Annotated in this window: 29 protein-coding genes; 21 read left to right on the top strand and 8 right to left on the bottom strand. The window is 72.3% G+C overall.

The window, feature by feature from the left end:
• Positions 1–161: 161 nt before the first annotated feature.
• The 3 genes from ACIBPB_RS17105 to ACIBPB_RS17095 are packed head-to-tail and all read left to right on the top strand — an operon-like array spanning position 162 to position 4,011.
• Complete coding sequence (locus ACIBPB_RS17105; protein ID WP_357313898.1) at positions 162–983, top strand: hypothetical protein; 822 nt, start codon at positions 162–164, stop codon at positions 981–983.
• A 10-nt stretch (positions 984–993) separates the two neighbouring features.
• A complete protein-coding gene (locus tag ACIBPB_RS17100; protein WP_396840530.1) occupies positions 994–2,904 on the top strand; it encodes a fumarate reductase/succinate dehydrogenase flavoprotein subunit in 1,911 nt (636 codons plus the stop codon).
• 3 nt (positions 2,905–2,907) lie between these two features.
• The gene (locus tag ACIBPB_RS17095) at positions 2,908–4,011 is read left to right on the top strand and encodes a succinate dehydrogenase/fumarate reductase iron-sulfur subunit (protein ID WP_396840529.1); all 1,104 of its coding nucleotides are present in this window, start codon (positions 2,908–2,910) and stop codon (positions 4,009–4,011) included.
• Between the two features lie 82 nt (positions 4,012–4,093).
• On the opposite strand, the gene ACIBPB_RS17090 is transcribed toward ACIBPB_RS17095, so the two are convergent.
• Positions 4,094–4,534, bottom strand: a complete 441-nt coding sequence (locus ACIBPB_RS17090) for a (deoxy)nucleoside triphosphate pyrophosphohydrolase (protein ID WP_396840528.1) — start codon at positions 4,532–4,534, stop codon at positions 4,094–4,096.
• A 184-nt stretch (positions 4,535–4,718) separates the two neighbouring features.
• Between ACIBPB_RS17090 and ACIBPB_RS17085 the strand changes: the two genes are divergently transcribed.
• The 4 genes from ACIBPB_RS17085 (at position 4,719) to ACIBPB_RS17070 (ending at position 6,851) form a co-directional block, all read left to right on the top strand.
• Positions 4,719–5,027, top strand: coding sequence for a 4a-hydroxytetrahydrobiopterin dehydratase (locus tag ACIBPB_RS17085; RefSeq protein ID WP_357313914.1), 309 nt, complete (start codon positions 4,719–4,721; stop codon positions 5,025–5,027).
• Between the two features lie 138 nt (positions 5,028–5,165).
• Complete coding sequence (locus tag ACIBPB_RS17080) at positions 5,166–5,498, top strand: hypothetical protein (RefSeq protein WP_396840527.1); 333 nt, start codon at positions 5,166–5,168, stop codon at positions 5,496–5,498.
• A gap of 214 nt (positions 5,499–5,712) precedes the next feature.
• Entirely contained in the window at positions 5,713–6,420 is a 708-nt protein-coding gene (locus tag ACIBPB_RS17075) for a vancomycin high temperature exclusion protein (RefSeq protein ID WP_396840525.1), read from the top strand.
• Between the two features lie 62 nt (positions 6,421–6,482).
• A complete protein-coding gene (locus ACIBPB_RS17070) occupies positions 6,483–6,851 on the top strand; it encodes a hypothetical protein (RefSeq protein WP_396840524.1) in 369 nt (122 codons plus the stop codon).
• A 138-nt stretch (positions 6,852–6,989) separates the two neighbouring features.
• On the opposite strand, the gene ACIBPB_RS17065 is transcribed toward ACIBPB_RS17070, so the two are convergent.
• Positions 6,990–7,208 carry a hypothetical protein gene (locus ACIBPB_RS17065; protein WP_046568463.1) on the bottom strand — a complete coding sequence of 73 codons (219 nt, stop codon included), beginning with the start codon at positions 7,206–7,208 and terminating at the stop codon, positions 6,990–6,992.
• Positions 7,209–7,784: 576 nt separating this feature from the next.
• Here ACIBPB_RS17065 and ACIBPB_RS17060 point away from each other — a divergent pair.
• The 3 genes from ACIBPB_RS17060 to ACIBPB_RS17050 are packed head-to-tail and all read left to right on the top strand — an operon-like array spanning position 7,785 to position 9,711.
• Entirely contained in the window at positions 7,785–8,144 is a 360-nt protein-coding gene (locus ACIBPB_RS17060; RefSeq protein ID WP_357313932.1) for a GntR family transcriptional regulator, read from the top strand.
• The gene (locus ACIBPB_RS17055; protein ID WP_396840522.1) at positions 8,141–9,019 is read left to right on the top strand and encodes an ATP-binding cassette domain-containing protein; all 879 of its coding nucleotides are present in this window, start codon (positions 8,141–8,143) and stop codon (positions 9,017–9,019) included. Before ACIBPB_RS17060 ends, ACIBPB_RS17055 begins: the two co-directional genes overlap by 4 nt.
• A complete protein-coding gene (locus tag ACIBPB_RS17050; protein WP_396840521.1) occupies positions 9,016–9,711 on the top strand; it encodes an ABC transporter permease in 696 nt (231 codons plus the stop codon). The genes ACIBPB_RS17055 and ACIBPB_RS17050 overlap by 4 nt, the downstream gene beginning before the upstream one ends.
• 98 nt (positions 9,712–9,809) lie before the next feature.
• Here the strand turns inward: ACIBPB_RS17050 and ACIBPB_RS17045 are convergent, their stop codons facing one another.
• Together ACIBPB_RS17045 and ACIBPB_RS17040 are read right to left on the bottom strand one after the other, a co-directional pair.
• Positions 9,810–10,349: an orotate phosphoribosyltransferase gene (locus tag ACIBPB_RS17045; RefSeq protein ID WP_396840520.1), complete on the bottom strand. Its 540-nt coding sequence runs from the start codon at positions 10,347–10,349 to the stop codon at positions 9,810–9,812.
• On the bottom strand, positions 10,346–10,936 hold the full coding sequence (locus tag ACIBPB_RS17040; protein WP_396840518.1) for an Lrp/AsnC family transcriptional regulator: 591 nt from the start codon (positions 10,934–10,936) through the stop codon (positions 10,346–10,348). The genes ACIBPB_RS17045 and ACIBPB_RS17040 overlap by 4 nt, the downstream gene beginning before the upstream one ends.
• A 91-nt stretch (positions 10,937–11,027) precedes the next feature.
• On the opposite strand from ACIBPB_RS17040, the gene ACIBPB_RS17035 reads away from it, so the two are divergent.
• The 7 genes from ACIBPB_RS17035 to ACIBPB_RS17005 all read left to right on the top strand — a co-directional run bounded on the left by ACIBPB_RS17035 (position 11,028) and on the right by ACIBPB_RS17005 (position 15,723).
• Positions 11,028–12,056, top strand: coding sequence for a zinc-binding dehydrogenase (locus ACIBPB_RS17035; protein ID WP_396840517.1), 1,029 nt, complete (start codon positions 11,028–11,030; stop codon positions 12,054–12,056).
• Positions 12,057–12,084: 28 nt separating this feature from the next.
• Positions 12,085–13,071, top strand: coding sequence for a GNAT family N-acetyltransferase (locus ACIBPB_RS17030; protein ID WP_396840516.1), 987 nt, complete (start codon positions 12,085–12,087; stop codon positions 13,069–13,071).
• Between the two features lie 284 nt (positions 13,072–13,355).
• Positions 13,356–13,748: a YbaB/EbfC family nucleoid-associated protein gene (locus ACIBPB_RS17025; protein WP_396840514.1), complete on the top strand. Its 393-nt coding sequence runs from the start codon at positions 13,356–13,358 to the stop codon at positions 13,746–13,748.
• On the top strand, positions 13,748–14,062 hold the full coding sequence (locus ACIBPB_RS17020; protein ID WP_396840513.1) for a type VII secretion target: 315 nt from the start codon (positions 13,748–13,750) through the stop codon (positions 14,060–14,062). The genes ACIBPB_RS17025 and ACIBPB_RS17020 overlap by 1 nt, the downstream gene beginning before the upstream one ends.
• 15 nt (positions 14,063–14,077) lie before the next feature.
• Complete coding sequence (locus tag ACIBPB_RS17015) at positions 14,078–14,803, top strand: WXG100 family type VII secretion target (RefSeq protein WP_396840512.1); 726 nt, start codon at positions 14,078–14,080, stop codon at positions 14,801–14,803.
• A gap of 10 nt (positions 14,804–14,813) precedes the next feature.
• Positions 14,814–15,443, top strand: a complete 630-nt coding sequence (locus ACIBPB_RS17010; protein WP_396840510.1) for an EndoU domain-containing protein — start codon at positions 14,814–14,816, stop codon at positions 15,441–15,443.
• Positions 15,444–15,465: 22 nt separating this feature from the next.
• Complete coding sequence (locus tag ACIBPB_RS17005) at positions 15,466–15,723, top strand: hypothetical protein (RefSeq protein WP_396840509.1); 258 nt, start codon at positions 15,466–15,468, stop codon at positions 15,721–15,723.
• A 215-nt stretch (positions 15,724–15,938) separates the two neighbouring features.
• Here ACIBPB_RS17005 and ychF read toward each other — a convergent pair whose 3' ends face one another.
• The 3 genes from ychF to ACIBPB_RS16990 all read right to left on the bottom strand — a co-directional run bounded on the left by ychF (position 15,939) and on the right by ACIBPB_RS16990 (position 18,442).
• Complete coding sequence (gene ychF, locus ACIBPB_RS17000; RefSeq protein WP_396840508.1) at positions 15,939–17,024, bottom strand: redox-regulated ATPase YchF; 1,086 nt, start codon at positions 17,022–17,024, stop codon at positions 15,939–15,941.
• Between the two features lie 130 nt (positions 17,025–17,154).
• Positions 17,155–17,898 (bottom strand): Type 1 glutamine amidotransferase-like domain-containing protein, encoded by a 744-nt coding sequence (locus ACIBPB_RS16995; RefSeq protein ID WP_396840507.1) that lies wholly within the window; start codon positions 17,896–17,898, stop codon positions 17,155–17,157.
• A gap of 31 nt (positions 17,899–17,929) precedes the next feature.
• The gene (locus ACIBPB_RS16990; RefSeq protein ID WP_396840506.1) at positions 17,930–18,442 is read right to left on the bottom strand and encodes a MarR family winged helix-turn-helix transcriptional regulator; all 513 of its coding nucleotides are present in this window, start codon (positions 18,440–18,442) and stop codon (positions 17,930–17,932) included.
• 91 nt (positions 18,443–18,533) lie between these two features.
• Between ACIBPB_RS16990 and ACIBPB_RS16985 the strand changes: the two genes are divergently transcribed.
• Entirely contained in the window at positions 18,534–19,628 is a 1,095-nt protein-coding gene (locus ACIBPB_RS16985; protein WP_396840505.1) for an EamA family transporter, read from the top strand.
• On the opposite strand, the gene ACIBPB_RS16980 is transcribed toward ACIBPB_RS16985, so the two are convergent.
• Positions 19,560–20,015: a hypothetical protein gene (locus ACIBPB_RS16980; protein WP_396840504.1), complete on the bottom strand. Its 456-nt coding sequence runs from the start codon at positions 20,013–20,015 to the stop codon at positions 19,560–19,562. The two genes, ACIBPB_RS16985 and ACIBPB_RS16980, sit on opposite strands and share 69 nt — an antisense overlap.
• A 603-nt stretch (positions 20,016–20,618) precedes the next feature.
• On the opposite strand from ACIBPB_RS16980, the gene ACIBPB_RS16975 reads away from it, so the two are divergent.
• The 3 genes from ACIBPB_RS16975 to ACIBPB_RS16965 are packed head-to-tail and all read left to right on the top strand — an operon-like array spanning position 20,619 to position 24,491.
• Entirely contained in the window at positions 20,619–22,133 is a 1,515-nt protein-coding gene (locus ACIBPB_RS16975; RefSeq protein ID WP_396840503.1) for a DNA-3-methyladenine glycosylase 2 family protein, read from the top strand.
• Positions 22,130–22,642: a methylated-DNA--[protein]-cysteine S-methyltransferase gene (locus tag ACIBPB_RS16970; protein ID WP_396840502.1), complete on the top strand. Its 513-nt coding sequence runs from the start codon at positions 22,130–22,132 to the stop codon at positions 22,640–22,642. Before ACIBPB_RS16975 ends, ACIBPB_RS16970 begins: the two co-directional genes overlap by 4 nt.
• Before the next feature lie 37 nt (positions 22,643–22,679).
• Positions 22,680–24,491, top strand: a complete 1,812-nt coding sequence (locus ACIBPB_RS16965; RefSeq protein WP_396840501.1) for an ABC transporter ATP-binding protein — start codon at positions 22,680–22,682, stop codon at positions 24,489–24,491.
• Positions 24,492–24,574 lie beyond the last annotated feature (83 nt).

The following is a 24,574-nucleotide window of genomic DNA, read 5'->3' as shown; positions in this document are numbered from 1 at the left end:
GCGAAGATCGGCGTAACGTGTGTCATTTAGCTGCGCCGGTTCACCGGCGCGGCCGCATGCGTGCGCAAGACGTGGCAGTGGATGCGGTCTCGCCGGTCCGCTGGCCGGTACGAAAGGTGATCCGCCGCCCCCGCGAGGGCGCCGTCAGGGAGACGACTGGAATGACATCAACGTCGGCGACGACGCCGAGACCGCAGCCGCGAGGGGCGCGAGCACGCGCCGCGATAGCTGCCAAGACGTTGCGGACCGACCGCTGGTGGTTCGCGCCACTGATCACCGTCGTCGGGCTCAGCGCCTGGGTCATCTACGCGACGGTCCGGGTCTTCATGCACAAGTGGTACTGGGTCGACCAGTACCACTACCTGACGCCGTTCTACTCCCCGTGCGTGACCGAGCGGTGCGTCGAGGGCTCCTCGCACTTCGGCTCGTTCCTGCCCGGCTGGTGGATCATCCCGGACGCGGCGCTGACCCTGCCGTTCCTGCTGCTGTTCCGGCTCACCTGCTACTACTACCGCAAGGCGTACTACCGGTCGTTCTGGCTGTCCCCGCCGGCCTGCGCGGTCCCGGACGGGCACCAGGCGTACAGCGGCGAGACCCGCTTCCCGCTGCTGGGCCAGAACCTGCACCGCTACTTCTTCTACCTCGCCGCGATCATCTCGCTGATCAACACGTACGACGCCATCTACGCCTTCCACTCGCCGAAGGGCTTCGGCTTCGGGCTCGGCAACCTCATCCTGCTCGGCAACGTGGTGATGCTCTGGGCGTACACCATCTCCTGCCACTCCTGCCGGCACATCATCGGCGGGCGGCTCAAGCACTTCTCCAAGCACCCGCTGCGCTACAAGGCCTGGACCTTCATCTCCTGGCTGAACGTCCGGCACATGCAGCTCGCCTGGATCACGCTCGGCACGCTGGCGGTCACCGACTTCTACGTCATGGCCATCGCCGCCGACTGGTTCCCCGACCTGCGGTTCATCAACTGAAAGCCTGGACATGACTGAGACGCGAATCGAACGACACCACTACGACGTCGTCGTGATCGGGGCCGGCGGGGCCGGCCTGCGCGCGGCGATCGAGGCCCGGCTGGCCGGCAAGAAGACCGCGATCATCTCGAAGTCGCTCTTCGGCAAGGCGCACACGGTGATGGCCGAGGGCGGCGCGGCGGCCGCGATGGGCAACGTGAACGCCCGGGACAACTGGCAGGTGCACTTCCGGGACACCATGCGCGGCGGCAAGTTCCTCAACAACTTCCGGATGGCCGAACTGCACGCGAAGGAGGCCCCGCAGCGGATCTGGGAGCTGGAGACGTACGGCGCGCTCTTCGACCGCACCAAGGACGGGAAGATCTCGCAGCGCAACTTCGGCGGCCACGAGTACCCCCGGCTCGCGCACGTCGGCGACCGGACCGGCCTGGAGCTGATCCGTACCCTCCAGCAGAAGATCGTCTCCCTGCAGCAGGAGGACAAGCGGGAGCACGGCGACTACGAGGCCCGGATCAAGGTCTTCTCCGAGACCACCATCACCGAGCTGCTGCTCGACGGCGACCGGGTCGCTGGCGCGTTCGGCTACTACCGGGAGTCCGGCGAGTTCGTCCTCTTCGAGGCGCCGGCCGTGGTGCTGGCCACCGGCGGCGTCGGCCGCTCCTACAAGGTCACCTCGAACTCCTGGGAGTACACCGGCGACGGTCACGCGCTGGCGCTGCGTGCCGGGGCGACTCTGATCAACATGGAGTTCCTCCAGTTCCACCCGACCGGCATGGTCTGGCCGCCCTCGGTGAAGGGCATCCTGGTCACCGAGTCGGTCCGCGGCGACGGCGGGGTGCTGAAGAACTCCGAGGGCAAGCGGTTCATGTTCGACTACGTCCCGGACGTCTTCCGCAAGCAGTACGCGGACAACGAGGCCGAGGCGGACCGCTGGTACAAGGACCCGGACAACAACCGGCGCCCGCCGGAGCTGCTCCCCCGCGACGAGGTCGCCCGGGCGATCAACAGCGAGGTCAAGGAGGGCCGGGGTACGCCGGCCGGCGGCGTCTACCTGGACATCGCCTCCCGGCTGCCGGCCGACGAGATCCGGCGCCGACTGCCGTCGATGTACCACCAGTTCAAGGAACTGGCCGACGTCGACATCACCAAGGAGCCGATGGAGGTCGGCCCGACCTGCCACTACGTCATGGGTGGCGTCGAGGTGGACCCGGACTCCGGTGCCGCGTACGGCACCGTGCGCGGGCTCTTCGCCGCCGGTGAGGTCTCCGGTGGCATGCACGGCTCGAACCGGCTCGGCGGCAACTCCCTGTCGGACCTGCTGGTCTTCGGCAAGCGGGCCGGCGGGCACGCCGCCTCGTACGCCGACCAGCTCACCGCGCGCCCCAAGGTGGCGGTGGCGGCCGTGGAGGCCGCGGTGGAGACGGCGCTGGCGCCCCTGCAGCGGGACACCGGGGAGAGCCCGTACACCCTGCAGCAGGACCTCCAGGCCGTGATGGGTGATCTGGTCGGCATCATCCGCCGGGAGGGCGAGCTGGTCGACGCGCTGGCCCGGCTGGCGGAGCTGCGCGAGCGGGTGGCCAAGGTGAGCGCGGCCGGCGGCCGGCGCTACAACCCGGGCTGGCACCTGGCGCTGGACCTGCGCAACATGCTGGTGGTCTCGGAGTGCACCGCGAAGGCCGCCCTGGAGCGGCAGGAGTCGCGCGGCGGGCACACCCGGGAGGACCACCCCGGCATGGACCCGAAGTGGCGGCGGGTGAACCTGGTCTGCGCGCTGGACGGCGACGTCGTGCGGCTGACCCAGAAGCCGCTGCCGGCGATGCGACCCGAGCTGATCTCGCTGTTCGACCGCGCCGAGCTGGCCAAGTATCTGACTGACGAGGAACTCGCCGAGTTCGACGCCCTCGCCGAGGAGGAGCGCTGAGGAATGGGCACTGAACCGAAGCAGGCGACCGGCAAGCCGGGCGCGAAGCGACAGTTCCGCATCTGGCGGGGCGACGAGACCGGCGGCGACCTTCAGGACTACCAGGTCGAGGTCAACGAGGGCGAGGTCGTCCTCGACGTGATCCACCGCCTCCAGGCCACCGACGCGCCGGACCTGGCCTGCCGGTGGAACTGCAAGGCCGGCAAGTGCGGCTCCTGCTCCATGGAGATCAACGGCAAGCCGCGGCTGAGCTGCATGACCCGGATGTCGACGTTCGACGAGACGGAGACCGTCACGGTCACCCCGCTGCGCACCTTCCCGGTGATCCGGGACCTGGTCACCGACGTCTCGTTCAACTACGAGAAGGCCCGGGAGACGCCGGCGTTCGCGCCGCCGGCCGACGTCGCGCCCGGTGACTACCGGATGCAGCAGGTGGACGTCGAGCGCTCGCAGGAGTTCCGCAAGTGCATCGAGTGCTTCCTCTGCCAGAACGTCTGCCACGTGATCCGGGACCACGAGGAGAACAAGCCGGCCTTCTCCGGACCGCGGTTCTTCATCCGGGCCGCCGAGCTGGACATGCACCCGCTGGACGCGCGGACCGACCGCAAGGAGTACGCGCAGTCCGACATGGGGCTCGGCTTCTGCAACATCACCAAGTGCTGCACCGAGGTCTGCCCCGAGCACATCAAGATCACCGACAACGGGATCATCCCCATGAAGGAACGCGTCGTCGACCGCAGGTACGATCCCCTCGTGTGGCTTGGTAGCAAGATCTTCCGGAGGGGTCAGGTGCCTCAGACCAGCGTGACCAGCGGGCATTCCAGCGGTGCCGTGACCGGCAACCCCACCCACGGCGGGCTGCACTCGCACGCGGGCGGTTCGCACGACGCGCAGGCCGAGCGCGAGGCGCAGCAGGGCGTCAACTGGCACCGCGAGGTGCCGCACCCGACCGCCCCGGCGGTCGACGTCAACGGCAAGCTGCCGCTGACCGAGCTGACCTTCGACCGGGCGGCGGCGCCGTCGCCGTTCGGCGACGACGTCACCTTCCCGCTGCCGCCCGAGCACCTCAACTTCGCCCACCCGCAGCAGGACGAGCCGAAGCACTGAGCAGCACACCGACCATGACGGGGGCCGCGGCGGATGCCGCCGGCCCCCGTCGCTTTTCCGCCCCCGTTTCCGGTTTCCCGGCTCAGCCGTTGATGAGCAGGGGACGCAGCGCGGCCACCACCGGCTCGTCGGCGGGGAGCCAGTCGACGGTGTCGAGTTCGCCGGCGGAGAGCCAGCGCAGGTCGGAGTGCTCCAGGGCCTCCGGCTGGTCACCATGGAGGAGGCGGGCCACGTACACCCGCAGCACGGAGCGGCCGTGGGCCATCCGTACGTCGCGGCCGACCCGCGCGCCGATCTCGACGCGGACGCCGAGTTCCTCGGCGCACTCGCGGGCCAGCGCGGCGGTCTCCGCCTCCCCGGGCTCCACCTTGCCGCCCGGGAACTCCCAGCGGCCGGCGACCTCGGGCGGCGCGGCACGCGCGCACGCCAACACCCTGCCGTCGGAGATGATCGCCGCCCCGACCACGACCCTCGGCTCACGCCGGTCGGCCTGCCGGCCTCCGCTAACCCGTTCGGTCCGCACGGCCGTCCAGCGTGCCAGATCAATCGGCGGTTTGGGTAGCCGACGCCGCCGTCAGGCCAACAGAACACGGAAGTGTGGGCGTGGACACGCCATCGGGGCGGCGACAGACTAGAGGGCGTCGACGAGGACACGGGATGGCGACGATTTGGCCACAAGCCGGCAACGACGCCTGGGAGGTGCGGTGATGCGCGTGCTGTTCAACAGCCGACAGAAGCATGACTACCTCAACGACGCCCTCGCCCTGCTGTCCGGATGGACCCGTGAGGGTGAGCAGATCCGTCGGACACTCGCCCTGGACGACACCCAGCACGCCGCGCTGACCGAGCGGGTCGCGGTGGTCGCCGACGCGCTGCGCCTGCGCCCCGAGATCAGCCGCCGCGCCGGCCGGACCCAGATCAGGGTGGGCCACGGCGACGGCGACCCGCTCACCGAGGGCGAGGTTCTCCTCGCCGCCCGGATCGAGGACGCGGTCCGCGCCGTCACCGCGCCGTGAGCCGGGCCCGACGGCTTCGGAAAGATTCCTGATGGTTGCCGATTAGCAAGCAATCCTCACGGGTAGGAAATCCGGTACAGGGAGCCGCAAAGCCCCCATGTCACACGGAATGCCTGATACCCGCTTGAGGAGCTGATGATGACCACCCCCACCGCAGCGACGGACCGGGCCGCCGACCGCGCGCACCCGGGCCACGTCGAACGCGACATCCGGCACCCGCACCGCCACGGCGAGGAGACCAAGCCGGCTTGGAAGACCACCGAGCTGGCCGTCTACCTGCTCGCCGTGATCGGCGTCCTGATCGCCTCGAACGCCGTCGGTGACGGTGCCGCCGACAACGGCGGCGACTACTTCGTCGCCGACAAGGCGTGGTGGTACATCACCCTGCTGACCATCGGCTACCTGGTCAGCCGCGGACTCGCCAAGGCCGGCAGCCGCACCCGGGACCACGACCCGCGCGTCGACCACTGACGACACGTCCGAACGGCCCCGCCGCATGCGGCGGGGCCGTTCGCCGTCAGAGCGGCGGCCGGCCCGCTGGTAGCGTCGCGTCACGATGGTCGATTGGACCTCGGCCGTACGGCGGCTGGGGCGGCGAGCCGGTCGGGGCGGCGACGGCGAGCTTGTCGTCGTGGCCCGGTCGGACTGAGCGGCCGACGGGCGTCGGCCGTGGATAATCGCCGGCATGCGGAGACGGGTCGCGGTCGTCAGGCGATGGTTTCGGCGGCACCAGCGGGGCGTACGCCGCGTGCTCGTTGCCGCCGTGGTCGGCGTGGCCCTGCTCGCCGCCGCCACGGTGGCCAGCGTGGTCTGGGTCCGCGAGGGCGCCGACGGGCACCTCTACGCCGAGGCCGAGGTGCCGGCGGCGCCGGTCGCCCTGGTGCTCGGCGCCCAGGTGAACCCGGACGGCACACCCTCGCCGTTCCTCGCCGCCCGGCTGGCGATCGCGCAGCGGCTCCTCGCCGCCGGCAAGGTCCGGGCCATCCTGGTCTCCGGCGACCACATGAACGTCGACTACGACGAGCCCGACGCGATGCGGCACTGGCTGGTCGAGCGGGGCGTGCCGGACTGGAAGGTGGTGCTGGACCACGCCGGGTTCGACACGTACGACTCGTGCGCCCGGGCCCGGCGGATCTTCGGGGTACGCCGGGCGATCGTGGTCACCCAGTCCTACCACCTGCCCCGGGCCGTCACGCTCTGCCGGCACCTCGGCATCGAGGCCGACGGGGTTGGCGACGACACCGTCCGCCGGTACGCCCGCCCCTGGCGGATCAGCGCCACCCGGGAGTACGGCGCCTGCGTGAAGGCGGCGGTGGACGCGCTCTCCGGGCGCGACCCGGTCCACCTCGGACGGCACGAGACCGGCGTGGAGGACGCGCTGCGCGCCGGCTGAGCGGCTCGCCCGGTGCGCCGGCTGGCTGGCTCGGCCCCGCCGGCCGGCAGTAGGGTCGGTCCGTGGTGAGACTGGCCGGGGACACGCTGACGGCGGTGGGGCGGATGACCGTCGCGGCGACCGAGTTGGAGCACACGCTGGCGGCGCTCGGCGCCGGCCCGGACGCCACCGCCGAGGCGGTTTTCGCGCAGCCCGGGGCGGCGCTGCGGGCCGCCCGTGCGGCCGCCGGAAGGGTGCCGCCGGCGGACCGTCAGGAGTACGTCGGCGCGGTCGAGGGTGCCGGCACCCAGCTCGCGGTGAGTCAGGCCGCCCTGCGGGCCATGTGGCGGCCGGGCGCGCGGACCGACGCGGCGATGTTCGACGAGATCACCGTGATGCTGCTCCGCTGCCGGGACGTCCTGCACCGGCTGGCCCGGTCGGACGCGGCCTGACCGCATCGGCCCGGCGAGCGGGCCGGACCGCATCGGCCGGTCGGGCACGGCCTGACCGCCCGCCTGGGGCGGGCTGGTGGCCGAGCGGGGTAGCGACCAGCGGGACCGGGCGTCGGCCCGGTCCGCCGGTCAGGGTGTTCAGTGGGTCAGCTCGCGCCAGCCGGGGTTGGCCCCGCGCCAGGCCCCGGCGAGGATGCTCGCCGAGGTCCGGCTGGTGCACTCGAGCACCTTGGACCGGCCCTGCGCGCCACCGATCTGTGCCTGCACTTCCCAGCGCTGACCATCGGTGCGGATGTAGACGTCACGACGTCCCCGTGGGGACGCGTCCCCGTTCCACCAGTGTTCCTCGACGATCACATGTCGACGGTAGCAGCAGACACGCCCGGGGCCGATACCCGTGACCGCCCCGGATGAGCCCTGACCGGCACCTCGGCGGCGACCTGGCCCGGACCGTCACGCACGGTAGCCGGCCGACTTCCGGTATGTGCGCGCCGGCCGGGGATTTGGCAGACTGCTGGCTCCGCCCGGCCGCCGACGGAGGTGCTGACGATGCTCGACGAGACGGTGCAGATCGGGTGCCGGAGTGGGGCGGCCGGCTCCGGCAACTCAACCTGACCGGTCCGGAGCGGCGTGAGGTCGAGTCCGCCGTCGCCGACCCGACGCTGATCGAGCCCTGGCTGCCCGCGACGGCCTGCCCCGGCCGGCCGCCGGGTGGCGGCGGTGCTGACCACCTGCCGCAGCAGAGCACGACGCACGACCGGGCGGGCCCGGTGCCGCCGGCCGCCGGCGGTCATCCGTCGCGGTCGAACCCGCCCTGGGCGAGGTACTCCCCTGCGCTCCCTCGGGCCCCGAGCCCCGAGCCTCGACGGCACTTGACGCCCGAGATCATTGGTGCCATGGTTAGCTACATGAGTAATGAACCAAAGAGCCGGGATGGATGACGATCGGCCGATCTTCGTCCAGATCGCCGAGCTGATCGAAAACTCCATCATCGACGGGACGCTCGCGGAGGAGACCCAGGTGCCGTCCACCAACGAGTTGGCCGCGTTTCACCGGATCAATCCGGCGACCGCCGCCAAGGGGATCAACCGCCTGGTCGATGACGGCATTCTCTACAAGCGCCGGGGGATCGGAATGTTCGTGGCGACGGGGGCCAGCGAAACACTTCGGGAACGTCGCCGGCTCGACTTCTCCGACCAGTACGTGCGTCCCCTCATCGAGGAGGCCCGCAAGCTCGGCATCGGCACCGAAGAGCTGAAGAAGCTCATCGAGACATGGGAGGAACAGCGATGAGCGTCGTGGCGGCCGCCGGCCTCACGAAGCGGTTCGGCGACGTTACCGCTCTGAACGACGTCACCTTCACCCTGACCGAGAACCGGATCTACGGCCTCCTCGGCCGCAACGGCGCCGGCAAGACCACGCTGATGCAGCTGATCACCGGCCAGAACAGCGTCACCGTCGGCGACCTGACGCTCTTCGGTGAGCGCCCGTTCGAGAACGAGCGGGCGCTCATGCAGGTGGTCTTCATCAAGGAGAGCCAGAAGTACCCGGCCGCCTACCAGGTCCGGCACGTACTGAGCCTGGCCAGCCGCCTCTTCCCCAACTGGGACGAGGACTTCGCGCAGTCCCTCGTGGACGAGTTCGAGCTGCCCCGCAAGCGCACTGTGCGCAAGCTGTCCCGCGGCATGACGTCGGCGCTCGGCGTGACGATCGGCCTGGCCGCGCGGGCGCCGCTGACGTTCTTCGACGAGCCGTACCTCGGCCTCGACGCGGTCGCCCGGCAGCTCTTCTACGACCGACTGCTGGCCGACTACGCCGAGAATCCCCGCACGGTCGTCCTCTCCACCCACCTCATCGACGAGGTGGCCGACCTGATCGAGCACGTGCTGCTGCTCGACCACGGCAAGCTGCTGCTCGACGCGCCGAGCGAGGAGCTGCGCGGCCAGGTGATGGAGGCGTCCGGGCCCGCCGAGGCGGTGGACGGGTTCGCGACCGCGCACCGGGCGTTGCACCGCGAGCAGCTCGGCGGCACGGCCCGAACCACGCTGCGCGGGTCGTTCGACAACGCCGAACGGATGCGCGCCAAGAAGCTCGGCATCGATCTCGCGCCGGTGTCGCTCCAGCAGGCCGTCGTGCGCCTGACCGCGGAAGGGACCACCCCCCGATGACTCGCATCCTCGACGTCGCCCGGATGCACACGGTGGCCTGGCTCGGCCAACTGGCCTGGCCCTGGGCCATCATGGGCATCTCGTTGGGCACCAACCTGCTGATCTTCGCCTCGATCGACGAGGCGGCGCCGGGCAAGAACACCACCGGCGGCCTGGCCAGCCTCTACATCGTCTGCGCCCTCGTCGCCGCCGCCTCGATCACCCAGGTGTTCCCGTTCGCGCTCGGCATGGGCGTCACCCGGCGCACCTTCTATCTCGCCACCACAATCGTCAACCTGGTGCAGGCGGTCGCCTACGGTGTCCTGCTCTACCTGCTCAACCTGGTCGAGGGCGCCACCAACGGCTTCGGCATCCAGCTGCGCTTCTTCCGGGTGCCGTACGTCGACGTCTCCAACGACCTGTTGCAGATCGCCGTCTACGCGGTGCCGTTCCTGTTCCTGAACTTCCTCGCCATCTTCGTGGCCGTCTGGTACGTCCGGTTCGGCACCAACGGACTGTTCGCCACCGGCGCGGTCGCGATCCTGGTGATCGGCCTGCTGATCGCGTTGATCACCTGGCAGGGCTGGTACGGCGACATCTGGCAGTGGCTGAGCAGCCAGCACCAGGCCAGCCTGCTGGTGGGATGGCCCGCCCTGCTGGCCGCGATGGCCGGGCTCGGGGGGATGGTGGCCATCCGCCGGGCCAACGCCTGACCCGGGCACGTCCCGCGGCCGCCGGCCCCCACCGGGCCGGCGGCCGCCGCCGTGTCACCTGCTCGGGCCGCGGTGGATGCTCGCTGCCGGACGGCGCCTCACGGTGTCGTCCGTCCGTTGGGCGCCCCGAGATCGGCACGGGTGAGGAGCGCGCGCAGGGTGATGCCCTCGGCCGCCAACGCCTCGCTGCCGCCCTCCTGGCGGTCGATCACACAGACGGCGGCGTCGACGCGCGCGCCCAGGCTCCGTAGCTCCCTGGTCGAGAGCACCACCTGCCCGCCAGAGGTCACCACGTCTTCGACAACGAGCACCCTCCGCCCGGCCACCGCCGCCCCCTCGGCCAGCCGGGCCGTGCCGTACCGTTTCGCGGTCTTGCGCACGAACGCGCAGGGCAGGCCGGTGTGCCGGCCGAGTGCCGTGACGACGGCGATGCCCCCCATCTCCAGGCCGGCCAGCACCTCGGTCCCGGTGGGCACCAGGGCGACCAGCTGTTCCGCGAGCGCATCCAGCAGGACCGGGTCGGCCTCGAACTGGTACTTGTCGAAGTACTCGGTCGCGACCCGGCCGGAACGCAGCACGAACTCCCCGGTAAGGCGAGACCTGGCACCGACCTGACGCGCGAGATCATCAAGCTTCACATCAGGAATCCTGGCACGGCGCGAGCACGGGGACGGGCCCCTGACCCGGTCGACGTCGGACGCGGAGACCCACCTCCGTCGTCTCCGTCCCGTGGCTCAGTCCCGTCTTTCGCGATCCATCCGGCAATGTCGACGTCACGTGGGTGTACGGGTTCGGAGAGGACGACGCCGGTGGTGGTGTCGCCCAGTTCCGTGAGGCGCTCGATGATCTGCTCCAGGTGCGCCGCGTCCCGCACGGCGATGGTCAACTCGTAGCAGTTGTCCCCGGTGACATGGACGCAGGAGAGCACGTGCCCGATGGCGAGCAGTTGCTCACGCACGCCCTGGGAGTTGCGAACGGACCGGTGTCGGGGACGCAGGGACACATGGGCCCGCAGACCCAGCCCGAGCCGGACGAGGTCGAGGTGGACCCCGTACCCCTTGATGACGCCGGACTCCTCAAGGCGGCGCATCCGCTCGCCGACCGCCGGGCGGCTCAGCGCGACGCGGCGGCCCAGCTCGGCGACGCTGATCCGGCCGTCGCGGGAGAGCTCGCGGATGATCGCGAGATCCGCGGCATCCCATTGTGACGATCTGCCGGTTGTCATGAGGAATCAGCTCCGTATCGACGGTCAATGCCCGCCGATCCCGTCGAAGTGGCATGGGCGAGGGCCTGGTCGCAGCATAGTGTCATCCACCATGAAGGCGACAGTGCTGCCCGAGGCCGGCAGGGTGGACGTCATCGACGTCCCCGATCCGATGATTGGGCCTCCTGGTGATGCCGTGGTGAGGGTGTCCCTCGCGGCCGTGTGCGGTTCCGATCTCTGGCCCTACCGGGGCCAGGAGTCGTTCACGCCCGGCGATCGTATGGGGCACGAGTGGGTCGGGGTCGTCGAGGAGACCGGCGCGGACGTCGCTCGTGTCCGGCCGGGCGACCTCGTGCTGGCCCCGTTCGCCTTCGCCGACGGAACCTGCCCCGTCTGCCGCGACGGCTGGTTCACCTCCTGCCCGGCCGGCGGCTTCTGGGGCGGCGGCAACGGCGGGGGTCAGGCCGAGGCGATCCGCGTGCCATTCGCCGACGCGACGCTCGTCCCGGTGCGTGCGGATGCTGACGCGGAGCTGTTGCGCCGGCTGCTCCCGCTGACCGACGTGATGGCGACCGGTACCCACGCCATCTCGCTCGCCGGAGTCGGGCCGGGTGCGACCGCCGTCGTCGTGGGCGACGGCGCCGTCGGACTCTGCGCAACGCTCGCCGCGCGACGGGCGGGAGCAGCACGGATCATCCTCGTCGGCCGTCACCCCGAGCGGAGCGCTCTCGCCACCCGCATGGGGGCGACTGATGTTCTCTCCGCTGACGATCCGGCGACCGTCGGCCTCGTTCGGGAGGCGACCGAGGGCGGCGTGCCGGGTGTTGCCGAATGCGCAGGAACCCAGTCCGCCCTCGACCTCGCGATCGACCTGGTCCGGCCCGGTGGCACGATCGGCTCCGTCGGGGTGCCGAACGGCGTGGACCGTGTCGACCTCTACTGGCTTTTTCGCCACAACATCACGCTGAGGGCGGGGGTCGCCCCCGCCCGCCGCTACATGGAGTCCCTCGTTGCCGACGTCCTCGCCGGGCGGCTGGACCCGTCCCCGGTCTTCTCGGCTGAGGTCCCCCTCGACGCGATCGCCACCGCCTACCACGCCATGGACACCCGCCAGGCGGTCAAGATCGCGATCCGGCCCTGACCCCCAGCACGACCAGCGGAGGCACATGATGCCCGAGACCTTTCGGCCCGGCTACCCGATCCTGACGCCACGGCTGGCGCTGCGGCCGCACCGCGCGGACGACCTCGACGACCTGCTCGAGTTCCACGGCGATCCCGAGGTCGTACGGTTCCTTCCGTGGCCCGTCCGCGACCGGGCGGCGACGAAGGCCGCGCTCACCGCGAAGCTGGGCCAGGCGGCCCTCACCGAACCGGGCCAGTGGCTGGTGCTCGCCGTCGAGTTGCGCGAGACGAAGACCGTGATCGGAGAGATCCTCCTGAAGTGGGCCAGCGCCGAGCACCGGCAGGGGGAGCTCGGCTTCGCCTTCGGGCGGGCCCATCAAGGCAAGGGGTACGCCGGCGAAGCCGCCGCCGAGATGCTGCGCCTGGGCTTCGAGGACCTGGGCCTGCACCGCATCACCGCGGTGTGCGTCGACGACAACGATTCCTCGGTCCGGCTCCTGCGACGGCTCGGATTCGTCCAGGAAGGGCGGCTGGTCGACGACATCTGGTTCAAGGGCGGCTGGGCCACCCGGCTCCTCTTCGGGTTGACCGAAGACGACTGGCGAACGCCGGCGACGACCGGCAGGGACGAGGAGGAGATCCAAGTCCTCGTCCGCCGCTACTTCGACGCCTTCACCTCCGGCCCCGGGGTCGACGAACGGATGGCGGCACTGCGCGACGCGATGCTGCCCGGAGCCATCATCGTCCGCACGTGCGGGGCGACTCCCACGGTGTACGACGTCGACGCGTTCATCGAGCCGCGGCGTGCCATGCTCACCGACGGCACGCTCACCGACTTCCAGGAAGAGGCCCGGTCGGGCCGACTGGACCTGTTCGGCGACATCGCGCAGTGGTTCGGTAGGTACGCCAAGAAGGGCCGCATGAACGACACCCCCTACACCGGCGGCGGGATGAAGTCGATCCAGTTCGTGCGTACCGACGCCGGCTGGCGCATCAGCGCGGCCGTATGGGACGACGACCGCCCGCAGCGATAGGAGTCCGCGCCGCCACCACTCTGAGCTCGGCCCACACCGAGGGCGGCTCGCACGATGTCCGATCTCTTCACGGCCTCGTGCTCCTACCCGTGCTGCCGTGTGAGCCGAATGAGGTCCGCGGCACGGGCGTCTCCATCCTCGCCGACGCGCCGGAGGTGTCACCCACGTCGCCGAGATCCAGATTGACCAGATCACGCCGCATTCGCTCGGCAATCTTGGTGTTGCGGGCCGCGCCTACACTGACGCCTCTCAATTCCCTGCTCGGCAACGGAAACGGAGGCGCGATGGGTAATCCGCTGTTGGACGCCGAGGATGCGCGGGAACGCCTGGAGGCATGGCGGGCCAATGCCTCGCGCCGGGCCGCCGAGACGCAGGCCGCCGGTGCCGGCTTGCGCGCGCTGCGGGTCACGACCACCGACGCCAACGGGACCGTCGAGGTCACCGTCGACTCCACGGGGGCGATGGCCGACGTCCGGCTCTCTGCTCGGGTGCAGCGCATGAGCCTGGAGCAGACGCAGCAGGCGATCATGGGCGCCTATCGCAACGCGCGGGTCAAGCTCGCCGAGGCCGCCGCCGAGGTCGTGCGGGAGACGGTCGGCGCCGACTCGGCGACCGGCCGGGCCCTGCTGGCCGGATTCCGCACCGCCGACACCGAGGACGAAGAGGGGCGTTACTGATGTACGGAGGGTTCGAGGTCGACATCGAGGCCCTGCGCGCGCACGCCACGGCCATGTGGGCCATTCACGACCGCTTCGCCGCCGTCAAGGCCGCCAGCGCCACCATCTTCCAGGCCGACGATGCCTACGGGCAGCTCTGCCAGTTCTTCCCGCCCATCCTGGAGGGACGCCACCGGGACCAGGACAAGGGCGTGGCGATGCTCGCCGAGAACATCGCGCTGCTCGCCGCGGGAATCAAGAAAACCGCCGATGCCTACCAGCGGGCCGAGGAGTCGACCACCGACGGCTTCAACTCCTTCCACTCCGCGGCCTGAGCCCGGCGTCCTCTCATGAGCAACCCACTGGTCGCCACGATCTCCGACATCCCTTCGACCAGCGCCGCGCACCGCGACGGCTGGACCGGCCTGCCGCTCGCCGACGACTACAAGGGCATCAAGGACGCCATCGACTCCGGCAGCTGGATCGACGGCTCAATCGCGGGCATGGGCGCCGCTCTCGACGTGGCGTCCATCGCCATCGACCCGTTCAGCACGCTCCTGTCAATGGGCATCGAGTGGGCCATCGAGCAGGTCGAGCCACTGAAGCAGGCACTCGACTGGCTCGCCGGTGATCCCGAGACCATCGAGACGCACGCCATGACCTGGGACAACATGGCCAATGAGCTGTTCGCCATCGCCGAGGACCTCAAGGCGCGGCTGGTCGGCGACCTCGACGGATGGCAGGGCGCCGCCGCCGACGCCTACCGCGACATCCTCGCCATCAACATCGACGTCGCCGGGATCTTCGCGGGCACGGCCGCCGGCATAGGTGCCGCGACCCGTGGCGCGGGAACCCTGGTGCAGATCGTGCGGGAGTTCGTGCGCGCCTTCATCGCCGACTGCATCGCCAAGGTCGTGGTGTGGCTGGCCGAGGAGGTCTTCTCTCTCGGCGTCGCCACACCGCTGGTCGCCTCCCAGCTCGCGGTCGCCGTCGTCCGCTGGACCGGCCGCATCTTCGGCTGGCTGATGGGCCTGATCACCAGCCTCTCCGCCCTCCGCGCACTCCTCGACGTCTAGGCGGCCCTCGATGCGACAACTCATGGCGGCTCTGCGGACCACCGCCGTCCTGGTGGTCCTGTTCGCTGTGGCGGGCCTCCACAACAAGCACCCCTCAGGCCCCACCCCACCGCACGGCGGTGACGGCGAGGGCCCCAAGCGCCCCAAGTTCAACCCCGGCATGATGCCCAAGCGCGTGGGAGCAGCCCAGCAGCACGGCATCAAACGCGCCGAGGAGGGCCGCCCGAAGGGCGCCGACACATCCGAGCCCGAGGCGCCCAAGAGGACCAACCCCTGGGACGACCCCGAGTTCGCCGAGGCCATGTACGACATGCGCCGTTTCGGGCAGATGGGCGAGGGGGCGATGGACAAGATCTGGGACGGCGACGGCCTGGGCAATGGCAACCACAAGCCCTCGTCCACCGAGCCCGGCAAGACGCTCTTCCCGCCCGGCACTACCAGGGCGCAGGTCGAGGGCTGGTTCAAGAGCATCGCCACCAACCCCGACAGCCCTCCTCAGGCGCGTCCCCACGGCGACGGCTGGCGCGTCACCGGCACCCGCGACGGCATCACCTGCATCGTTATCCTGGACAAGGACGGCAGCATCTCCGGCGGCTTTCCCGTCAGCGGCGAGGGCGTCACCACCAACCCACCGGCCTAGCCACCGAACCCACGGGAGACCCATGGAAGTCAACGATTACTACCGGCGCAGCCGCCGGATCACCGACCAGCTCGCACCCAGGATCAGCCCGAATCACCGGCCGTTCGTCCTGACCGCCGCCGGCGCCGGGGCCTGGGACCTGGCGATCACGGAACTCGTCGGCGCCCTGTCGGAGGAGGACGTCGTGATCACCACGGCGGAGAAGGACGCGCTGCGGGAGCTCATGGAGTACCTCCGGGAACCTCTGACGTACCTGGAGCAGGTCCGGACCTCGGACTGACGGGCGAAGCGTAGATCGGGCCCCTCGAACCCCGCACCGTGTCGACCAGCGGGCGTCCCAGACCTGGCCCGATCTCGGCGAGCGCCCGACGCATCGCCAACGGCGAGTTCCCGGGCGTCGGCGTCTTCGTCACCGGGTAAGCCGGGGTGGGTTCGCACCCCCTGGTGCGCCCCGAGCACGGACACACCCTTCTGACCTGCGGGAACGGGCCGGATTCAGACGTTGAAGCGGAACTCCACCACGTCGCCGTCCTGCATGACGTACTCCTTGCCCTCGATCCGGACCTTGCCGGCGGCCTTGGCCGCCGCCATCGATCCGGCCTGGACCAGGTCGGCGTAGGAGACCACCTCGGCCTTGATGAAGCCGCGCTGGAAGTCGCTGTGGATGACCCCGGCGGCCTCCGGCGCGGTCGCGCCGACCGGGATGGTCCAGGCCCGCGCCTCCTTGGGCCCGGCGGTCAGGTACGTCTGCAGCCCGAGCGTGCGGAAGCCGACCCGGACCAGCTGGTTCAGGCCGGGCTCGGACTGCCCGATGGACTCCAGCAGCTCGCGGGCCTCCTCCTCGGGCAGGTCCACCAGCTCGGATTCGATCTTGGCGTCCATGAACACGGCTTCGGCCGGGGCCACCAGGGCGCGCAGCTCGTCGAGGAATTCGGCGTTGGCCAACTCGGCCTCGTCGACGTTGAAGACGTACAGGAACGGCTTGGTGGTGAGCAGGTGCAGCTCGCGCAGGTGCTCCAGCTCGATCTTGGCGGCGGCCGCGCCCGCGTACAGGGTGGTGCCGCCGTCCAGGACCTCGACGGCCTTCTTGGCGGCCTCGACCGCGGCGGCCCGGTCCTTGCGGAGCTTGGCCTCCTTCTCGAGCCGGGGCAGCGCCTTCTCCAGCGTCTGGATGTCGGCCAGGATCAGCTCGGTGTTGATCGTCTCGATGTCGTCGGCCGGGGAGACCTTGCCGTCGACGTGCACCACGTTCGGGTCGGAGAAGGCCCGCACCACCTGGCAGATCGCCGAGGCGTCCCGGATGTTCGCCAGGAACGCGTTGCCCCGCCCCTGGCCCTTGGAGGCGCCCCGGACCAGGCCGGCGATGTCGACGAACGACACCGGCGCGGGCAGCACCTTCTGCGAGGAGAAGATCTCGGCGAGCTCGGCCAGCCGCTCGTCGGGGAGCCCGACCACGCCGACGTTCGGCTCGATGGTGGCGAACGGGTAGTTCGCGGCGAGCACGTCGTTCTTGGTCAGCGCGTTGAACAGGGTGCTCTTGCCCACGTTGGGCAGGCCGACGATGCCGATGGTGAGACTCACGACGAGCCAGCTTACGCGGTTCGCCCGCGGTCCCGGGCAGGCAGGTCCACGGCGACCGGGAAAAGGGACCCGGGTCACCGGGAACCCGCCTGCCGGAGCCGGCGCGGCCGGCGGGTCCCGGCCGCCGGGTTCAGGCCGGCCGGGTCAGCAGCCGCGGTTCGATCCGGGTCTCCTGGACGCTGCCGTCGTCGGCCCGGCTCACCTCGTACGCGGCCACACCCTCCCGGTCGGCCACCGCCTCGGCGAGCCGGGTGCCCCGGTAGACGAGCCCGACCCCGTCGTCGGTGCAGTGGCTGGTGGGGAGCGTGCCGTCGCCGACCAGCCGGTGCATCAGCGGTCGCCGCTGCTCCTCGCTGTCGTAGTGCACGCCGTTGCCGTACGGGAGCCAGCCGAGGCCGTCGGTGAACGCCCGCAGCGTCGGGCCGAAGCTGTCGGTGGCGCCGCCCAGGTGCCAGCAGATCGACCCGGCGGAGACCCCGCCCAGCACCACCCCGGCCTGCCAGCACTCGTGCAGGATGTCCGGCAGGCCGTGCACCCGCCAGACCGCGCAGAGGTTGGCCACGCTGCCGCCACCGACCCAGATGATGTCCTGGTCGAGCAGGTGGGCCCGGATGTCGTCGACGTTGGGCATCGGAAAGAGCGCCAGGTGCGAGGCGCGGTAGCGGGTGCCGGCGAACGCGCCGTGGAACAGGGTGAACGAGGTGGGCTGGTCGCCGACCGCCTGGTTCAGGTAGCAGATCTTCGGCGCTTCGCCGGCCTGCGCCAGCTCGGCCATCAGGTCGAAGACCGGTCCGGGCTGGGCGTCCCAGGGGCCCCGGCGCCGGCTGCTGAAGCCCATGCTGGTGGCGACGATGGTGGGTTCGCTGGCGGGCACGGTGGTCCTTCCGGTCGGGGACGGGTCGGGATCATCCTGCCTGATCGGGCCGGTCCGCCTCGGCGGCGGCGAGCAGCGTACGGAGCAGGTCCGCCAGGCGCTCCTGGTCGGCGGCGGGCAGCGCGTCGAGGATCCGCCGCTGCACCTCGAGGCCGGCCTCGACCGACTCCTCGACGACCCGGCGGCCGTCGTCGGTGAGGCTGACCCGCAGGGCGCGCCGGTCGGCGGGGTCGGGGGCGCGCCGGACCAGGCCGGCCCGTTCCAACCGGTCGAGCCGGCCGGTCATCCCGCCGGAGGTGAGCATCAGGGCGGCGGTGAGCGCCTTCGGGGCGAGCGTGTAGGGCGCGCCGGAGCGGCGCAGCGCGGCCAGCACGTCGAACTCGCCGCGACCGATCCCCCAGTTGGCGTACACCCGCTCCTGACCGTCGCCGACCAGCCGGGCCAGCCGGTAGATGCGGCCGAAGACGGCCATCGGCTCGGGCCGCAGTCCGGCCCGCTCCCGCCGCCACTGCTCGACGATCAGGTCCACCTCGTCCGTTGCCACGCAGGGATTGTGCCGCACCTCGCACTTCCCCTTTCGCTCGACACTCGTTAGCTTAGCGCTGAGCTACTTGCTGTCGAGGAAAGAGGTCGTCGTGGATCGCCGCTGGACCGACGTCGCGCTCACCGCCGCCGCCCCCGCCACCTGGGGTACCACCTACCTGGTCACCGCGGAGCTGCTGCCGGCCGGCCGGCCGCTCTGGTCCGGCGCGCTGCGTGCCCTGCCGGCCGGGCTGCTGCTGCTCGCCCTGACCCGGCGCCGGCCGGCCGGCGACTGGTGGTGGCGGGCCGCGGTGCTCGGCGCGCTGAACATCGGCGCCTTCTTCCCGCTGCTCTTCGTCGCCGCGTACCGGCTGCCCGGCGGCACCGCGGCGGTGCTGGGGGCGGCCCAGCCGCTGCTCGTCGCGGCGCTCGGCGTGGCCGCCCTCGGCGAACGGCCCGGCCGCCGGGCCCTGCTCGCCGCGCTCGCCGCGCCGGCCGGCGTCGCCCTGGTGGTGCTGCGCGGCGGCGGCGGCCTCGACCCGCTCGGCGTCGCGGCCGGCCTCGCCGGCACCGCCGCGATGGCCGCCGGCCTGGTGCTCACCCGCCGCTGGGGGCGGCCGGCCGGCGTCGGCATCCTCGCCGCGACGAGCTGGCAGCTCGTCGCCGGCGGCCTCATGATCATGCCGGTCGCCGCCGCCGTGGAGGGCGCGCCGCCCGCGCCGGACGGGCCCGCCCTGCTCGGGTACGCCTGGCTCGGGCTGGCCGGCACCGCCCTGGCCTACGTGCTGTGGTTCCGGGGCGCGGCCCGGCTGCCGGCCACCCGGGTGTCGGTGCTCGGCGCGCTCAGCCCGCTGACCGCCGCGGCGCTCGGCTGGCTGGTGCTGGACCAGTCCCTCCGCCCGCTCCAACTCGCCGGGTTCCTGGTCGCGGTGGCCGCCATGGTGGTCGGCCAACTCCCCGACCGCCCTCCGGCTCCTTCCCCGCTCCCCCGATCCCCGCTGGCCGGGCCGACGCCGGCCGGACCGACGCCGGCCGGACCGACGCCGGCCGGACCGACGCCGGTCGGGCCAGCGCAGGCCGCACCACGGAAGGCCGTGCCGGTGCCGGCGGAACCGTTGCGGAGCGGGCGGGGCGGCGGGTCAGCCGGCCAGGAGGCGCGGGAGCTCCGGCACGTCGTCGCCCCACTCGGGCAGGGTGCCGGGCGGTAGCTCCGCCGCCGCCGCGCGGGGCAGGATGAACCGGTGCGCGGCGGCCGGGCCGGCGGCGTACGACTGGTCGAGCAGCCAGCGCACCTCGTCGGGGGTCCAGCCCAGCCCGGACCGGCCGGCGATCTGGCGCACCAGCCGCACCCCGACCCGGGTGTCGTCGTCGTAGAAGCGCACGCACCAGTGGTGCGCCCACATCCCGAGCGCCCGCAGCCCGGCCGGATCGAGCGAGCTGGCTAGCCGGCCACACGCGGTCTCGACGAAGGGCCGCCCCGGATCCTCGGCCCGGTCCCGCTCGATCGCGCCGTACGCGGCCGACGCCACCACCCGCATCCGGTCGTAGAAGCCCTGCACCACCGCGCGGTCCAGCCGTATCCGCCCCGACCGCATCAGCAGGCACCTCGCCCGGCCACGCACGCCATCTCCCCGCACCTTTTCTTGAGTTGGTGGCGGGACGGTACCGGCCACTACCGACACTTTCCGCGCCGGAATCCCTTGCCACGCCTGGGATCCCGCGCCTGACCTGCGACGTCACCTGCCGAGCCCTCCGAGCGTGCGTTGGAGCCGTCGCTTCCCTGACGGAGCCGACGGCGACCGGCGCGCAGAGCGAACTCGCATGGCAACGGCTGTCAGCGCCCCTCCCTGTGCGGGCTCCTCCGCGGGGCTGGCCACCGTGGAGAAGGACCACCACCTCAGCGCGATATGCCGCAGAGGCATAAATATGCCGCTGCGGCATATCGACAAAAAGTGCTGCCCGGCTCGGCCGCGACGGCCGTCCTCGGGTCACCCCAGAGCCATGCCCGCGGCCGAGACCGACGCGCCGCTGCTGCCGGGACACCGACACGCCGCGGCCGGTGAAGACCCGCCCGCCCGCTCCGCCGACGCGCCGGCGGGGCGGGCGGGGACGGGGAGGGCCGAGGGGCGGGGAGGCGCGTACGGTCAGGTCCGAATCCCGCCAGCCGGCGGCGGGACCTGCGAGGCAGGATCGATGGCGTGGAGTTGGACTTCGAACGGTGCTACCGGGCCGTCGACAGCCGCGATCAGCGGTTCGACGGGTGGTTCTACACGGGCGTGACGTCGACCGGGATCTACTGCCGGCCGTCCTGTCCGGCGATGACGCCGAAGCGGCAGAACGTCCGGTTCTTCCCGTCGGCGGCCGCCGCGCAGGGCGCCGGGCTGCGCGCCTGCCGCCGCTGCCGGCCGGACGCCGCCCCGGGCTCCCCGCAGTGGGACGTCCGGGCGGACGTGGTGGGCCGGGCGATGCGGCTGATCGCGGACGGGGTGGTGGACCGGGACGGCGTGCCCGGGTTGGCCGCCCGGCTCGGCTACACCGAGCGGCACCTGCACCGGATGCTCCACGCCGAGCTGGGCGCCGGGCCGCTCGCGCTGGCCCGGGCGCAGCGGGCGCAGACCGCCCGGATCCTGATCGAGACCACCGAGCTGGGCATGGCCGAGATCGCCTTCGCCGCCGGGTTCGGCAGCGTCCGGCAGTTCAACGACACGGTCCGCGAGGTGTACGCGGCCACCCCGTCCGACCTGCGGATCAGCCGGGGCGGCCGGCCGGTGACGGGCGGGGCGGGCACCATCTCGCTGCGGCTGGCATACCGGCCGCCGTTGCACGCGGCGGCGCTGCTGGACTTCCTCGCCCTGCGCGCGCTGCCCGGGGTGGAGGAGGTCCGCGACGGGACGTACCACCGGGGGTTGCGGTTGCCGCACGGTCCCGGCAGCGTCGCGCTGACCCCGGCCGACGGCCACGTGGCCGCCACCCTGCGCCTGGCCGACCTGCGCGACCTGGCGCCGGCGGTGGCCCGCTGCCGTCGCCTGCTCGACCTGGACGCCGACCCGGTGGCGGTCGACGCCGTCCTGGCCGCCGACCCGGTCCTGGGGCCGGCCGTGCGGGCCGAGCCCGGGGTCCGGCTCCCGCACGCGGTGGACGGTTTCGAGATGGCCGTCCGCGCCGTCACCACCCAGCAGATCTCACTCCGGTCCGCCCGGACCACGCTCACCCACCTGCTCGCCGCCGTCGCCGGCGGCGGCCCGACCGGGCGCGGCGGCGTCGGCCCGGACGGGGACGGCCCGGACGGGGACGCCCCGGATGGCGGCGGCCCGGACGGGAACGACCGGCCGGAGCTGTCCGCTTTCCCAGATCCGGCGGCGGTGGCGGCGGCGCCGGACCAGGCGTTCCGGATGCCGGCCGCCCGGCGGGAGACGCTGCGCGCGCTCGCCCGGACGGTCGCCGCCGGCGACCTGGACCTGGAACCCGGCGGGGACCGGGAGGAGACGGTACGGCGGCTGGCCGCGCTGCCCGGGATCGGCCCGTGGACCGCCGGCTACGTGGCCATGCGGGCGCTCGGCGACCCGGACGCCTTCCTCCCCACCGACCTGGGTGTACGCCGGGGCGCGACCGCGCTCGGCGCGCCCGACGACCCGAAGACCCTGCACGCGTACGCGGACCGCTGGCGCCCCTGGCGGTCGTACGCGGTGATCCGACTCTGGAGAGCGGCATGAACACACTGGACAGCACCGTCATCGACACCCCCGCCGGCCCGTTCAGCGTCCTCACCGGACCGGACGGGGCGGTCCGCGCCGCCGGCTTCACCGCCGCCCCGGCCGATCTCGCGCCGCTCGTGCACCCGAGCCTGCGCGGCGAGTTGCGGGAGCGGGCCGACCTCGGCCCGGTGACCGCCGCGGTCCGGGCGTACCTGGCCGGCGAGCTGACCGCGATCGACACCGTCCCGGTGCGGCAGCACACCGACGGCGCCTTCCTGGCGCACGCCTGGCGGGTGCTGCGGGAGGTGAAGCCGGGCGAGCCGGTGACGTACACCGGGTTCGCCGGGCTGGCCGGCCGCCCCGCGGCGGTCCGCGCGGCCGCGGCGGCCTGCGCCCGCAACGCCGCCGCCCTCTTCGTGCCCTGCCACCGGGTGCTGCGCACCGACGGCACGCTCGGTGGCTACCGGTGGGGCCTGGACGTGAAGAACTGGCTTCTCGGGCATGAGGGACGGTTGACGGCTAGCTGACAGCCACCGTGTCGCACCCGGCCGCTACCGTCGGATAGTGCCTGCGCAGAGCGACGGCAACCCGGCGGTGCGTGACCACGCCCGTCCCCACCCGCTGCGCAACCTCTGGCGACTGCACCCCTACCTGCGCCCGTACGCGGCCGAGTTCTCCTGGCTGCTGCTCGCGGCGCTGGCCGCCACGGCGGCCGGCCTGGCGGTGCCGCTGGTGGTGCAGCGGGTGGTGGACGGGCCGGTGGCCCGGCACGACGAGGCCGGGCTGCTCCGGCTCGGCGCCCTCGCTCTCGCGCTCGGCCTGGCCGAGGCGGTGCTGATCTTCATCCGCCGATGGACCCAGTCCTCCTCCTCGGTCGGCATGGAGGCGGCGATCCGCGCCGACATCTACGCGCACCTGCAACGCCTCCCGGCCGGCTGCCACGACCGCTGGCAGTCCGGCCAACTGCTCTCCCGGATCACCGGCGACCTGTCGGTGATCCGCCGGTTCCTCTCCTTCGGCCTGCTCTTCCTGGTGCTCAACCTGGTCACCTACGCGGCCGTGGTGGTGCTGCTGATCCGGCTGCACCCGTGGCTCGGCCTGCTGGTGGCGGCGAGCGCGTTGCCGCTGTTCCTGATCAGCCGCCGGTTCGCCCGGCACTACCACGCGGCGTCCCGGCGGATGCAGGACCAGCAGGGCGACGTGGCCACCCTGGTCGAGGAGACCGCGCTGGGGCTGCGCACCGCGCGGGCGTACGGGCGGGGGCCGGAGCTGGTCACCCGCTTCGTGACCGGCGCGCGGGCCCTGCACGACACCGGCATCGGCAAGGCCCGGCTGCTGGCCCGCACCTCTGCGCTGTTCGACCTGGTCGGCAACCTCACCCTCGGGGTGGTGCTGGTCGCCGGGGCCACGGCGGTGGCCCGGGGCGGGCTCACCATCGGCGAGCTGGTCGCCTTCGTCAGCCTCCAACTGATGCTGATCTGGCCGGTGCAGTCGCTCGGCTGGATCATCGCCAACGGCCAGGAGGCGGCGACCGCCGCCGACCGGATCCAGGAGGTGCTGGACACCCCACCGGCCATCGTGGACGCGCCGCACGCCCGGACGCTGGACCGGGCCGAGGTGTGCGGCCGGCTGCGCTTCGAACGGGTGGGCTTCCGCTACCCGGGCGGGCCGCCGGTGCTACGCGAGATCGAGCTGACCGTCGAGCCCGGCGAGACGCTGGCCCTGGTCGGCGCGACCGGCTCCGGCAAGAGCACCCTGCTGTCCCTGGTCCCCCGGCTGCACGACGTCACCACCGGCCGGATCACCCTGGACGGGCACGACCTGCGCGACCTGCGCCTGGGCTCGCTGCGCCGACTGGTCGGGGTGGCCTTCGAGGAGCCCACGCTCTTCTCCATGTCGGTCTGGGAGAACCTCACCCTGGGCCGACCCGAGGCCGGCGAGGACGAGGTCCGCGCCGCGCTCGCGCTGGCCCAGGCGGAGTTCGCGTACGACCTGCCGTGGGGGCTGGCCACCCGGGTGGGCGAGCAGGGCCTCTCCCTCTCCGGCGGGCAACGGCAGCGGCTCGCGCTGGCCCGGGCGGTGCTCGGCCGGCCCGCGCTGCTCGTCCTCGACGACCCGCTCTCCGCGCTCGACGTGCACACCGAGGCGCTGGTCGAGGCGGCGCTGCGCCGGGTGCTGCGGGACACCACCGCGCTGCTGGTGGTGCACCGCCCCTCCACGGTGGCGCTCGCCGACCGGGTGGCCCTGCTCGACGGCGGGCGGATCGTCGCCGTCGGCACCCACTCGACGCTGCTGGCCGAGGTGCCGGCGTACCGGGCCGTGCTCTCCGCCGAGCCGGACCGGCGGCACGACGGCGCCGGGCTGGTCCGGTCGTGACAGGGGCCGCCGCCGGGCCACCCCGGATCCCCCGGCAGCGCGGTGACCCCGACCCCGACCACCCCCCGAAACCCGGCGACCCC

It is taken from the genome of Micromonospora sp. NPDC049836, assembly GCF_044465125.1.
Taxonomy (GTDB): domain Bacteria; phylum Actinomycetota; class Actinomycetes; order Mycobacteriales; family Micromonosporaceae; genus Micromonospora.
Note: the sequence above shows the minus strand (reverse complement) of the source record. Positions and strands in the feature narration are given on the sequence as shown.